The sequence below is a fragment of the Shewanella sp. SG44-2 genome, from assembly GCF_014164215.1.
In the GTDB taxonomy this organism is placed as follows: Bacteria; Pseudomonadota; Gammaproteobacteria; order Enterobacterales; family Shewanellaceae; genus Shewanella; species Shewanella frigidimarina.
The window spans coordinates 65,958-79,742 of record NZ_JACJEU010000020.1; the positions used below are offsets into that span (position 1 = coordinate 65,958).

Genomic DNA, 13,785 nt, shown 5'->3' on the forward strand with positions numbered 1-13,785 from the left:
CGATTACCGCTTAATATGATCTCTGCGCTAACAAAAACATCCACTAAACACGGTATAAATAAAAAAGTGTGCTCGCTTATTTCACTTCTTTAGCAGTAAACATTTCAGTAAAAACACGTATGTATAGGTTGGCAACATGTTCGAATAATTGAGTCATAGCACATTCTCTCTAGGTTAGGTCACTGGAATTAAGACAACGACTGATTGCACAACTCGTGTTCGTGTTCTTAACTGTGCGCAAATTATACAATTGAACTAATGTGCATTCAAACGAGGAAAAATGATGTTTGACATTAGTTTATTTAATGATTGAATGTTTTGTTTTAAGATAATTAATAGTTATGATTTTGTATGGTATTGAAAAATGACAATTTATTTCTTTTTACTTTAAATGTAAATTATAGAAATATTTATCTAATATTAATTTTTTGTGTATTTTGCTACTTTATATTAACAATCTTTGTGAGTTGAGCTTTTTATCTAAAATTAGGTCAGCTTGCTGTTTATGCCTAGCAATTATGCGTTTTTTGTCAATACCTCAAGAGGGTTGCAAATTCGTGTTCAAATGTTATCACTCTGAATATCGCAAGTTCATTTATGATTGTGATCAACCTGACAGCTAATATCTGCTGAAATAATCGACATGCTTTACGCTAATGGGCTGATTATCTGTAATAAAACATTCTCCATGCACCAAATCTAATGCTGGTCACATAATTGACTAAAAAATATGATCTACAAAGTGAATATGCCGTAAGATATAGGGCGTTTAGGATTGGGCTTGAAAACATAGGCAAACAGGTTAATTTATCATTTTTCACTCTTTGGTGAGTTGTCCACTGCTTCAATATGACCGTTTTCAGGTATAACATCATCATTATGGCAACGGTATGTTGCTGTGTCGTATTTGGTTGTACTGAAGTAAGGAGTCGCCAATGATTATCGAAGAGGTCGTTGAGCTATCGCGTTTTCAATTTGCGCTGACAGCCATGTATCATTTTTTATTTGTTCCACTCACCCTAGGTTTAGCCTTTATTCTTGCGATTATGGAATCACTGTATGTGATGACCAATAAGCAAGTTTATAAAGACATGACTAAATTTTGGGGTAAGTTGTTTGGGATAAACTTTGCCTTAGGCGTGACAACGGGTTTAGCGATGGAGTTCCAGTTTGGTACTAACTGGTCCTACTATTCTCATTACGTAGGTGACATTTTTGGTGCGCCCCTGGCGATTGAAGGCTTAATGGCATTCTTCCTTGAGTCTACGTTAGTCGGGATGTTCTTTTTTGGTTGGGATCGTTTCAGTAAGCGCCAACATTTAGCAGTCACATGGCTCGTTGCCCTTGGCTCTAATATGTCAGCTTTATGGATTTTGATCGCCAATGGTTGGATGCAAAACCCAGTGGGTTCTGTGTTTAACTATGAAACCATGCGTATGGAAATGACCAATTTTGCCGAAGTGGTATTTAATCCCGTTGCGCAAGTTAAGTTTGTTCATACCGTCGCCTCTGGTTATGTAGCAGGTGCGATGTTTGTATTAGCTATTAGCTCATACTACATATTGAAAGGCCGAGATTTACCTTTTGCTCGTCGCTCATTCGCTATTGCAGCAAGTTTTGGTATGGCATCTATTTTATCGGTCATCGTGTTAGGCGATGAATCAGGTTATGAAGTAGGTGAAGTCCAACGTGTTAAATTAGCCGCAATTGAAGCTGAATGGCACACCGAGCCAGCACCAGCAGCCTTTACGGCATTTGGTTTCCCTAACCAAGAAACTATGCACACGGATTACGCCGTTAAGATACCATATGCGATGGGCATTATTGCGACACGTTCTTTAGATGAAGAAGTGACCGGTATTAGGGATCTTATTAAAGATCACGAAGTACGAATTCGTAACGGCATGGTTGCGTATGCTCTACTTGAAAAATTACGTGCTGGTGATAAATCGGTTGAAGTTAGAGAGCAATTTGAAGCGACCAAAATCGACCTAGGTTATGGTTTCTTGCTTAAGCGTTATACCGACAAAGTGGTTGATGCGACTGAAGAGCAAATTATTGCAGCGTCTTATGACTCAATTCCTACTGTAGCCCCTATGTTCTGGAGTTTCCGCTTAATGGTTGGCTCTGGGGTGATAATGCTATTGGTGTTTGCTGCAGCCTTCTGGCAAAGCACTCGTCATCAAATCGCCGAGAAAAAGTGGGTACTTCGTGCTGCTCTTTACAGTTTGCCACTTCCATGGGTAGCCATTGAAGCTGGTTGGTTTGTGTCAGAGTTTGGTCGCCAACCTTGGACCATTTCTGAAGTGCTGCCAACATTCATGTCGGCGTCTAGTTTAACGACGGCGGATCTTTGGTTCAGTATTATTTCGATTACGGTGTTCTATACCATCCTGTTGGTGATAGAAGCTTACTTGATGTATAAGTTTGCTCGTCTTGGTCCAAGCAGCTTAAAGACCGGTCGTTATCATTTCGAAAACCAAGATGCTTAATCTGAGGACCTGATTATGTTTGATTATGAAGTATTAAGATTTATTTGGTGGGCGTTAATCGGCGTGCTGTTTATTGGTTTCACCGTGACAGATGGCTTTGATATGGGCGTAGGTATATTGTTACCCGTTATTGGTAAAGATGATACTGAACGCCGTATTATGATTAACACTATCGCACCACATTGGGACGGTAACCAAGTATGGCTAGTGACGGCTGGTGGCGCGTTATTTGCTGCTTGGCCTATGGTCTACGCGGTATCGTTTTCAGGCTTTTATGTGGCAATGATGCTAGTGCTATTTGCATTGTTTTTACGTCCAGTCGGTTTTGATTATCGCTCTAAAATTGAAGATCCAAGATGGCGTAAGTCATGGGATAGAGCATTATTTGTCGGCAGTTTTGTACCACCGTTAATCATTGGTGTGGCATTTGGTAACCTGCTTCAAGGCGTACCATTTAACTTTGATGAATATCTACGTGCTACTTATCATGGCGGTCTGTTGGGTTTATTGAATCCGTTTGGTTTATTAGCCGGTCTTGTGAGTGTCACTATGGTGATAATGCAAGGTTCTACATGGTTACAAATGAAGACCGACGGAGAGCTTCGGGTTAGAAGCGCTAAAGTATCGCAAGTTTGTGGTGGTTTATTAGTGGTTCTATTTGGTGCAGCTGGTGTTTGGCTTGTAAACGGTATTGATGGTTATGTTATTACCTCAGCCCTTGACCTTGCTGGTCCGTCAAATCCAACCACTAAGACTGTAGCGGTTGAAGCGGGCGCTTGGTTAACTAACTATGATAAATATCCTCTTACCATGCTATTCCCGGTATTAGGGTTATTAATGCCAATATTAGTGATTTTTGCCAGTCGATTAAATCGTAGTGGATTTGCGTTCTTTTTCAGTTCGCTTGCGGTTGCTTGTGTCATTTTGACCTGTGGTGCAGCAATGTTCCCATTTGTTATGCCTTCATCATTAGAACCTAATGTCAGCTTAACAATGTGGGATGCCACAGCCAGTCAAATGTCACTTAAAGTGATGACAGTTGCCGCTATTATCTTCGTACCCACAGTATTAAGTTACACCATTTGGACTTACTACAAGATGTACGGCCGCTTAAATCGTGAGTTTGTTGAAAACAACAAAAGCTCACTTTACTAAATTAAGGAGCAACGTCTATGTGGTATTTTGCGTGGATTTTAGGGGTATTGTTAGCGTGTTCATTCGGTATCATCAACGCGTTATGGCTTGAGAATACTGAAAATATGGATCGTAACAACGAACTATAAACGTTATATCGTTTGATATGAAAAAACCGCTTTAGTGATAAAGCGGTTTTTTATTGGCTATTCATCTTGTTTACAAAACTAAAACCGACCGGTTTTAACTTATGACTCAAACTAGCACTCATTATCTCGTTACTTAGTGGCTGTTAACAAAGCCAATTTTATGTTCAATTGCCGCCTTTTAAAAAGTCCCCCCAATATGTAATAAACACGCCGCTGCTAAGTAAGATTTTTATTTAAAGATACCAGGAAATACATCTCAATTCCGAAGTGTTAACAGAAATATTGTCTATAATTAATTAACCCTAATTGTCTGTTTTTTAAACATGGCAATTTGTTAATAATGCACTTAACGGGAGACATATAATGAGCAGTTGGATTTTAGTCGCGGATAGCGCATATGCACGTCTATTTTACGCAGAAACAGCAAAATCTACGTTAATTGAGATTAAGAGCATGATCCATCCCGAAGCACGGCAACATGAACAGAAACTAACCTCAGATCTACCAGGCCGTCAGGCTGGAGGTGCCATCAATAGTCACCATTCTGTTGGGGGGAAAACTGAGCCTAAAAAGAATGAGGCTGTCGAATTTGCTCGGGAGATCTGTCGATACCTTGAGGCTGAATATAATGCACACAAATTTAGCCAGTTGATTGTTGTGGCTGCTCCTCATTTTCTTGGCAACTTACGCAAAGAAATGAGCAGTAACGTTGCTAAAGTTGTTACGCTGGAAATAGACAAAGATATTGTAAAGCAGGACATCGACTCGATTAGAGGTCAGTTGCCAATTATCTTGCCTAGCTTAGCCACATAAGCTGAAATTTAGATAATTATGTTCGTTTAATAAGCTGCCATCATCCTTACTCATATGTCGGCAGCTTAATGGGGTGTTTTTGTTTTTTGTCACTTTCATTAAACTGCTGATTGTTAATTAGTCGCTAATCGATGTAATTAAACTATGCCATTAAGCCATGTAATTAAACCTGTGTGGTTAATGTCATTTTTGCTACCGCTTTAGGCTTCATCAATAAGGTATACATTACCGGTACCCAAATCAGTGACAACATGGTGGCTAATAATGTACCGCCAGCAATAGCGATAGCAAAGGGTGGCCAAAAGCCGCCACCGGCGATAATTAGCGGTAAAAAACCACCTATGGTGGTGATAGTGGTTGAGCCAATATGACGCCCACAACTGCTCACAGTACTAATGATTAGTGCTAAATTGCCATCACGCGCCTCGGGAATATCCTCAAGCTCTGCCAAAATAACAATGGCCGCATTAATGGCTAACCCCATTAATCCCAATAAACCGATGATGACGGTAAACCCAAACGGATAGCCAAATACATACACGGATAACAAGCCTAAACCAGCCGATTGAAAAGCACTCAGTAAAATAATGGCGGTTAATCTAAACGAGTTGAAAGACAGCACGACCGTCGCTAATAATAAAGTGACGACAAGTACAATATTTGACAATAAATTACCTACCGCTTCATTACGCTTTGCGCTTTCGCCGCCTATTTCGAGGTGGTATCCCGCAGGAATAGACAAATTAGCAATAGTATCTTTAACCTCGTTGAGCACTTGTGCAGGCAATACTCCACTGGTGATGTAAGCTTCGATAGTATTAACGCGCTCACCATTTCTACGGGGGATTGCACCACGACTGACATTTATTTCGTTATAAGATAATGCCGATAGTGGAATGCCTGACCCCGATGGTGACACCAGATTAATCTCGGCTAAACGAGTGGCTTGTTCGCGGCTGTTGTCGCCTAAGCGAACCCGTATTGGCAGTGATTCTGTTTGCTCCAAAATGCTGCCACCAATGATCCCGGTAGTCGCCATTTGAATTTGATTAGCAATGTCGCTCAAACTTAGGCCGCTCATTAAGCTGGCGTCTTCATTCACTTGTAACCACACTTTTGGCGCGCCAGAACTGAGGGTGGCACGAGTGTGAATGACATCTGGTGTGGCGGCTAAAATTCCGCGTACTTGTTCGCCTAGTGTTTTCAGGGTATCAAGATTAGGGCCATAAATACGCAACTCAACCGGAGCGTTAAAGGGAGGCCCTTGTTCCAGTTTTCGCACTAAAATCTGTGCTTGTGGAAATTGGGCATCAAACTCTTTTTGTAATTGTAAAATTAACCGATTGGCGGCGGCATAATCAGTCACTTTAATCATCGCTTGGGCGTAATTAGTTGCTCCTTGTTGCCGTTGAGTTAAGTTGTAATAGAAAGAGGGCGTATTACCGCCAACAACCCATGTAGCGGCGACAATATCGTCAATCTGTTGCAGCTTTTTATCAATCAGTTTGACCTGCTCTAGAGTGTTATCGATACTAACATGGGGGGCCAGGTAGACTTCAATTTGGAACATATCGCGGTCAGACGGAGGGAAAAATTGTTCAGTCATTTTACCCGCAGCAAAAAAGCCTGCAATCGGTAATATTCCAATTACGATGGCGGTCAATATTGGCCGAGATAACGCAAACTGTAAACTGGCGGTAAATGCTTGGCTAATTCTTGGAAATGCCATCCCTTGCTGATACCAAGCCGTTGGTTTTTCACTGCGACTGAATCGACCCGCCAGGCCAGCAATAATGGTATGAGAAATAATATATGAGCCGAGTAAGGCAAACATGACCGAAATGGCAATGCCACCAACAAACTCACCTGCAGATCCCGGCATTAACACAATCGGTGCAAAGGCTAGCATGGTGGTAATGGTCGACCCTGCTAGTGGTAGCCATAAATGGTGTAAGGTTTTTGATACCGCTTCCAGTTTGCTCATACCTTGTTGACGGCGTTGCGCAATGGCATCAACAATCACAATCGCATTATCGACCATAATACCTAGCGCAACCACTAAACCTGTTACCGACATTTGGTGGATCGGTAGGCCAGTATATTTCATGCAGGTGAGGGTAAATAATGCGGTTAATGGTAATGATATCGCCACAATCACCGCATTTCTCAGTCCTAATGTCAGCATCAGAACCACTAAAATAATCACAAATCCTTGTAACAGATTAATCACCAAGTCGCCTAATCGGTCACTGGTATAGCTTTGTTGGTCGAATAACCATTGCACCTTGATATTGGCAGGTAAATTAACTGAGAAATCATCTATAGCGCTGCTAACATGCTGTTGCCACACATCGACTCGATTATTATTGAGCATGCGCGCAGAGACCAATACGCCTTGTTGACTGTCGATTAAGGCGATACTTGATGCCGGAGTCTTAGCTTGGCGGCTAATATTAGCCACATCCCCTAAGCGAATAATTTGACCATAGTCATCTACTTTTAACGGCACTTGGCGGATACGATTTTGCGAATCTAATTCACCAGAAACTTCGACTAAGGCTCTAAACTGGCTGTTATTAACTTCACCGGCTGAAATTTTGCTGTCGGCATTATTTAAAATAGCGGCAATACTGGCGGGGGTTAAATGTAATTGGCTAATTTTATTGCCATCTAGCTCAACTAAAATCTCTTCTTGTGGTGCGCCATAGAGTTTAACAAAATCAGTACCGCTGAGCAGTCTTAGGCGGCTTTGTAATTCTTTGGCATAACGATTAAGGATATCGGCTCTTACAGGGCTGTCGTCAGCCCAAACAAGCCCTAAAATGGCTGTGTTGGCATAACCTAGTTGATCATCTAATACACTGTTTTGTGCTTCTACTGGCAACAAAGATTTACTGTCGGCGATAAGATCGCGAGCGCGTGACCACACAGGAGCAGTCTCTGTGACCGTGTCTTTTAACTCTAACTGGATAACCGAAATCCCAGGGCGAGAAGTCGACTGGACCAGCTTTAAATCTTCCAAGCGGCGTAATTGATTCTCTAACACTTCAGTCACGAGTGCTTCAACCCGCTCTGCAGATGCACCAGGGTATTGAGTGATAACAGATGAAAATCGGTTCGTAATATGTGGATCTTCAGTGCGGGGTAGGCTTGAAATAGCACCTAATCCCGCAACAATTAATAATGCGATAAATAAACTGGTTAGGCGGCCATTTTCTAAAAATGCTTTAATCATAGTGCCCCCGTTTTCTCTGCTTTAGCGAGAGACACTTTTTGGTCAACGACCAATTTATGTAATCCTTGTGACACAATTAAATCGCTTGGTTTTATGGCGCCTTGAATATACGCTTGTTGTTCATTGGTATAGATAATTTCTACATCGCGACGTTCAATAGTATAAAAACCTTGTTCAGCCTCAACTAAAGTAAACACATTCCACAATCCACGAACTCCGTCAGTTAAGGCCGACATAGGCACCCAATAACCAGGTTCCAGAACATCTTGCTGATAAGCTAAATAGGCTATCTCACCATTGATGACTCTTGCTGAATCGGGTAACAGGATACGTAACTGAACCGTACGGCTAATCGTGTTCACTTCGGCGCTTATTCCGGCAATTTTAGCGGTAAAGGTTTGTTTACCTACACGGACATCTACCATTTGTTGAGCCGTTAATTGTTGAGCAATATCGATCGGGACACCAATATATGCAACAGGCTGACTGTTACCGACCAAGGTGAAAACCGGACTGCCTAGCGCAATCACTTCGCCGACATTATGAAAACGTTGACTTATTGTTCCATTAAATGGGGCCTGTAAGGTTGATTTTTCAATTTTCAAATTGGTCGCACTTAAGCTGGCTTCTATACGCTTTTGGTTAGCTTGTAAGCTGATAACTTGTTGTTGGGTTTCATCGAGTTGCTGTTCAGACACATAGTTTTGTTTTTTCAATTTCTGAGTACGAACTAAGGTGCTTTTTGCTAAATCTATATCTGCTTGAGTTTGTAATAAACTGGCTTGTAATTGCTGTTTTTCTGCGGTCAATAAATCGGTATCCAGCTGCGCTAATGTTTGTCCTTTACTCACCGTATCGCCACTGTCGACTAGGATGTTATTGAGTTTACCCGCAAGCTCAAAACCAATTCCGGTGGTATTGGCTGAGCGAATCGTACCCGTGTAAGTTTGCATGTGCTGATAACGGTCGCTTAACGATAAAGGCTGTGACAATACTGTTTGATACTCAGTTGTTTGTGAATGCTCTTTTACTTCAGAGCCACAACCGCCTAATGCGATTAAGCTTAAACCTAGCGCCCAGTATCGAATGATTGGGGTGAATGTCTTTGACGCGTACATAAGTTTATTCCTTGCAAAGCAATATATTGTGCCAATGTTGGTTTATCTTAAGGACCAGTGTTAATAACAATAAGCGAACTCATTAGCCAAAAAACATAATTTGTAATTTAAATGTTAACTAGACTCGGTAGTCTAGTTTTATAAAACTAGACTGTCCAGTCTATTTTTGGTTACTATAACGCTAAATAATGAGTAGTAACCTCGACACTCAATTATGCTTAATGAGTTAATTTACGGAACCAACATGACAAAAAAACACACATCGCTTAATAATATCGAACAAGTTAGTTTGAGCCGCAGTGAACAAAAGCGTGCTCAAGTACTTGAGTCTGCGATTGGCCTTTTTTGTCATCAGGGTTTTTCTAATACCAGCATGGATGAAGTAGCAAAACATGCCGGAGTATCAAAACAAACTGTTTACTCTCACTTTGGCTCCAAAGATGATTTGTTTGTGTCTGCGATTGAATCTAAATGTGTGGTGCATCAACTCACTGGCGATGCCTTAATTGATGCAGCAAATCCACAACGGGTTATTTTGCAGTTTGCTCTGCAATTTGGTGAAATGATTGTTAGCAAAGAAACCATGACAGTATTTAAAACTTGCGTAGCTCAAGCTGACACTCACCCAGAAGTGTCTAGATTGTTTTATGACGCAGGTCCCAAGCACGTACTCGGGCTGATTAGAAATTACTTAAAAAAGGTCAATGAGCATGGCGAATACTTTTTTGAAAATCCGCATGAAAGCGCAGTTAGATTGTGTTTAATGTTATTTGGCGAACTAAAATTACGTCTAGAGTTAGGCTTAGAAATAGGTGATTTACTGACAACCAGACAACAATACTTACAAGATACTGCCGAGATGTTTTTGCGAGCCCACCAAGTTGACATAAAATAAGCCATCAAAAGTTGAACTTAATTGGCTCTATAACAGTATTATTGTAATTAATCCAAGCTACTATTAATCCAAGCTACTATTAATCCAAGCTACTATTAAACCAAGGTGTAATTAACCCAAAGTAATAGTTAACTTATCTCATTATTTGAAGGGAAGCAGATCGATATGACGCTTTATAACGTTAACGTAATTCAGCCAAAATCATTGAGTTTATCAGCTTTGTCAATTTTGCTAGCGTCGGGACTGTTGTTAAGTCAGCATGCTTTAGCAGCGCCAGAACGTTCACCATTTTCGCTCACTGTGGCTCGTACATCAACCGGTACCGCTAATGTTGGGGCTGATAGCAATAACCCTAATCAGTTACAAAGAGATACATGGAAAACCAGTTTTTCAGCCAGCATGCCGCTTAATCGTCAGTGGTCCATAGGTGCAAACTTAGGCTACGATAATCTCGATTATGACTGGGATATGAACCAAAACAGCCCTTTACGTTCAACTGTTCAACCTTGGTCAACCATACATCAATACAGTGCCGGTTTATCGTTATCTTATCGTCTTGATAATCATTGGATGTTCCTTATAGCCCCCAAACTGCAATACGCCTATGCCGATACAGCATCATTTTCAAATGCGCAAAGTTATGGTGTCGTTGCCTCGGGCATGTACCGCTTTGATTCCGGCAATATGCTGGGCTTTGGTGTTGCATACTTAAATGATATTTCAGAAGTGCGCACCGTACCTTATTTAGCCGTACGTTGGCAGATAAACGATAAGTGGGTACTTGCTAACCCGTTCCAAGCTGGTTTTAGTGGCCCTGCAGGATTAGAGTTAAGTTATCAGTATAACCGTGACTGGAGTTTCGGTGTGGGGAGTTCAAAGCGAACTGAACGTTTTTTAATTGCAGACGATGACAAAACCATTGAAGTAGAAGAATGGGTAGGCTTTGCTCGCGCAGGCTGGCAAGCAACTAGTAATATTAGCCTTAATGCGTATGCAGGTTATTATTTTGGTGGCGAAATGGAGTTAAGTTATCCAGACGTTACGGAAGACATGGAAAACCAAGCAGCATTAGGTTTAGTGTTTAAACTGACGTTTTAATGATAAGAGTTAATGTCATACAATAAAAAATGCCGCTGATGTCAGCGGCATTTTTTATATCAACAAGGTAGCGTTAACTGTTAACCAGCAATCAATAATCGGTAATTAATAACGATCAATCGACATGTTCCAATTTAGCCACAAGATCTCGTAAACGTTCAATTAAAAGTAAGTAACTTCTTTTACGCGTTTAGGACGATTTTGTTGTTCGTACAACTGCCATACTTGTTTAAAGTCCAGAGCTAGCTCTGTGACATAAAATTCACCAGAAGGGTAGGTCTTAACCACTTTAGCGCCGCGAATAATCCCACTCACGCTAGACTTAACGTTGTCGTCAGTTAATAACCACTCACTTACGTCGCTATTTGCAGAAATCTTTTGTCCATATACTTGCTCAGCCAACTCTCGGTAAGCGGCAATTTTTGAAGCTTGCATCGCCATTAAAATACGATGTGATGGCTCTTTACTGGGTTGGGTCGCCAAAGGGGCATAACCTATTGCCGTAAGTGTTGGGAATGAAGCTGGTGCTTCGGTTTCCCACTGAACATATTTGTCTTTGCTCACACAGCCAGTTAGCAGCAATAGCATAATTAATATCAACGACTTCATAGCTTATCTCCTAATACGGTGTAACGACTGTCGCCCTTATTTTCGTGGCGATACAGTAAACCATTGCGTGATTCAATCATTTCAGAGGGCTGTAAATAACCCGATAAGCTCGATGCTGCTACAAATGATTGCACCGCTGAAAGGACGCGATTATTAGTCACATTAACCACTCGGCCGTTAAACACAATACCTTCAGGGGTGAGGGTCATGGTCGACACTAATACATGTGAAACCGGTAAATCTGCACGTAACAGTTCCCAGTTGCGGCTCAACATAAACTCGCCTTGTTCTGTGGCGCGCAGATTTGTCGCCACATTTAAATCGACTAAGTTAAATTCATGAGCGTGGAACGCCGCGAGCAATCCTTGTTGTAACTGTAATGCTAATTCATTGGTTGCACTTAAATTACTGGTCATCACAGGTGTAGAAATCAGCAGTGGTTGATCTGGGCGTAAGGCGTCATTTTGCAACACTAACTCGTTAACTAACTTTTCTGCCCACACATTCACTTGGCCTTTGGGGGATATTCCCGCAGCCTGAATATCATAAGCCAGCTTATCGTGATAAACCTCATCTTCGTCGACGATTTTGACAAATTTACCGTTATTACTAAAGGCAAGGTTATTGGCAGCATTAGGCGTTTGGGTGCATGCCGCTAACGATAACGACGCAAGCATGACCGTGGAGATAAAAAGCCTGTTAATCATAATAATTCCTCTAACAAATAATGCCGCTAGTCTGGGTATAAATGAGTCATTTAATCGCCTTGTACATCGATAACTAAGGCCAATTATGTACTCTTTCTTATTGTTGTCTTTATATCGGCAAATGCGTTAAAAGCTTTACTGTAATAGTGCAACATCGAAAATAACCACTAATATAGTGAGTCGGCACAATTTTTGCTTTGATTAAAATAGAGTAAGCTGAATTTACACAATTGTGCAAAATAGACGTTTTTTTGACATTAGGACATTGTATGTTGATCCGACACAGCCCTGTTATCCGAACAAAAATCTTCAATCACCTTGCCGTAATAGCAATGCTATGCGTGAGTGCATTGTGTGTAACGTCGTCGGTATTGGCTGAACAAATTGAAGTGACTGGTAAGGCTAAAATCGTTAATGGCGATATAGATAAAGCCCGTGAAGACGCCATAAGCCAAGCGTTAAATTATGCTAGCTTAAAAGCCGGGGTTAATTTTTCCAGCGAACAGCAAGTCAACCAAGGTTGGCTTACTCAAGATACCTTTCAAATTCAGCGGATGGGATCGGCCAATAACGTTGAATTAATGAGTGAAATGATCAGCCAACACACCATCACCGTGGTATTACAGCTTGAACTCAGCGAACAAGAACCTAACGCTCAATGTAAAAGCCAGTCTCTCAAGGCCGCGATTATGTTGCCACAAGCCTATTTACAAGAACGCGAACAGTTGCGTTATGGTCAATTAGCTCACTTTGAAGAGCGGATCACCGAGCAATTAGGTAAAGCTATCAATGCGCAGTCGCGATACAGTTTTGCACGACTACATGCAGATGAAAAAATTGATAACACCAATCAACTGGTCAACTTTAAAGGATATCGTATTCCCAGTTGGTTAGGCGAAATCACCGACAGCCAATATCTGCTGCAACCTGAAATCATTGATATTTCGACCGAGCCAGCTCAAAGCAGTTACATGGGCTTTGTCGAGGATGATCCACTAAGACAGTTTATATTTAAATTAACCCTTTACCACGGGATCAGCGGTGAAGTGGTGTGGTCAGAATCATTCGCCACCTCAGCGCCTTGGGAATTTGAAAGACAAGAAATAGTCTCACCTGCTAACCAGCGCTTTTGGCGATCATCTTATGGTCAGGCGATCAGCGATATTTTACAGCAAAGCGTCATGTCGCTGGATAAGCAGTTAAACTGTCGTCCATTATTAGGCCAAATTGTCGCCAGGCAAGGGGATCGTATTATCATCAATTTAGGTCGTAAAAATGGCGTTAAAATGGGTGATAAATTCCAAATCGTATTACAAAAAAATATCCCAGACAGATTTAATTCCATGCGTGCTATTGCCACAAAAAGCCGTGCCAATGTGGTTATCGAACAAGTTACTGAAGACAGCTCAACCGCAATATTCGACGGCATCGACAGTGCTGACAATATTCAAGTGAACGATATTGCGATTAAGAACTAACGATTTGCTTCTAGAAGCTAATCGTTCAAAATTAAGTGCTAAGTGCTAAGTGCTAAG

Annotated in this window: 11 protein-coding genes; 7 read left to right on the top strand and 4 right to left on the bottom strand. The window is 41.3% G+C overall.

Going from position 1 to position 13,785, the window contains the following annotated elements; translation table 11 throughout:
- Positions 1 to 935: 935 nt before the first annotated feature.
- The 4 genes from H5181_RS14560 (at position 936) to H5181_RS14575 (ending at position 4,588) form a co-directional block, all read left to right on the top strand.
- Positions 936 to 2,492 (top strand): cytochrome ubiquinol oxidase subunit I, encoded by a 1,557-nt coding sequence (locus tag H5181_RS14560; protein WP_220491733.1) that lies wholly within the window; start codon positions 936 to 938, stop codon positions 2,490 to 2,492.
- A 15-nt stretch (positions 2,493 to 2,507) separates the two neighbouring features.
- On the top strand, positions 2,508 to 3,647 hold the full coding sequence (gene cydB / locus H5181_RS14565) for a cytochrome d ubiquinol oxidase subunit II (RefSeq protein ID WP_123777087.1): 1,140 nt from the start codon (positions 2,508 to 2,510) through the stop codon (positions 3,645 to 3,647).
- 17 nt (positions 3,648 to 3,664) lie between these two features.
- Positions 3,665 to 3,775 (top strand): cytochrome bd-I oxidase subunit CydX, encoded by a 111-nt coding sequence (gene cydX, locus H5181_RS14570; RefSeq protein ID WP_011636618.1) that lies wholly within the window; start codon positions 3,665 to 3,667, stop codon positions 3,773 to 3,775.
- A gap of 363 nt (positions 3,776 to 4,138) precedes the next feature.
- A complete protein-coding gene (locus tag H5181_RS14575; protein ID WP_182751376.1) occupies positions 4,139 to 4,588 on the top strand; it encodes a host attachment protein in 450 nt (149 codons plus the stop codon).
- A gap of 163 nt (positions 4,589 to 4,751) precedes the next feature.
- Here H5181_RS14575 and H5181_RS14580 read toward each other — a convergent pair whose 3' ends face one another.
- Together H5181_RS14580 and H5181_RS14585 are read right to left on the bottom strand one after the other, a co-directional pair.
- The gene (locus tag H5181_RS14580) at positions 4,752 to 7,823 is read right to left on the bottom strand and encodes an efflux RND transporter permease subunit (protein ID WP_182751377.1); all 3,072 of its coding nucleotides are present in this window, start codon (positions 7,821 to 7,823) and stop codon (positions 4,752 to 4,754) included.
- On the bottom strand, positions 7,820 to 8,941 hold the full coding sequence (locus H5181_RS14585; protein ID WP_182751378.1) for an efflux RND transporter periplasmic adaptor subunit: 1,122 nt from the start codon (positions 8,939 to 8,941) through the stop codon (positions 7,820 to 7,822). The genes H5181_RS14580 and H5181_RS14585 overlap by 4 nt, the downstream gene beginning before the upstream one ends.
- A gap of 244 nt (positions 8,942 to 9,185) precedes the next feature.
- Between H5181_RS14585 and H5181_RS14590 the strand changes: the two genes are divergently transcribed.
- Both H5181_RS14590 and H5181_RS14595 read left to right on the top strand, forming a co-directional pair.
- Complete coding sequence (locus tag H5181_RS14590) at positions 9,186 to 9,836, top strand: TetR/AcrR family transcriptional regulator (protein ID WP_059747880.1); 651 nt, start codon at positions 9,186 to 9,188, stop codon at positions 9,834 to 9,836.
- A gap of 165 nt (positions 9,837 to 10,001) precedes the next feature.
- Positions 10,002 to 10,934 (top strand): DUF6268 family outer membrane beta-barrel protein, encoded by a 933-nt coding sequence (locus H5181_RS14595; protein ID WP_182751379.1) that lies wholly within the window; start codon positions 10,002 to 10,004, stop codon positions 10,932 to 10,934.
- Between the two features lie 162 nt (positions 10,935 to 11,096).
- Here H5181_RS14595 and H5181_RS14600 read toward each other — a convergent pair whose 3' ends face one another.
- A complete protein-coding gene (locus H5181_RS14600) occupies positions 11,097 to 11,543 on the bottom strand; it encodes an LPP20 family lipoprotein (protein WP_059747882.1) in 447 nt (148 codons plus the stop codon).
- Positions 11,540 to 12,250, bottom strand: a complete 711-nt coding sequence (locus H5181_RS14605) for a FlgO family outer membrane protein (RefSeq protein WP_182751380.1) — start codon at positions 12,248 to 12,250, stop codon at positions 11,540 to 11,542. The genes H5181_RS14600 and H5181_RS14605 overlap by 4 nt, the downstream gene beginning before the upstream one ends.
- A 269-nt stretch (positions 12,251 to 12,519) precedes the next feature.
- On the opposite strand from H5181_RS14605, the gene H5181_RS14610 reads away from it, so the two are divergent.
- On the top strand, positions 12,520 to 13,728 hold the full coding sequence (locus H5181_RS14610; RefSeq protein WP_182751381.1) for a flagellar assembly protein FlgT: 1,209 nt from the start codon (positions 12,520 to 12,522) through the stop codon (positions 13,726 to 13,728).
- Positions 13,729 to 13,785 lie beyond the last annotated feature (57 nt).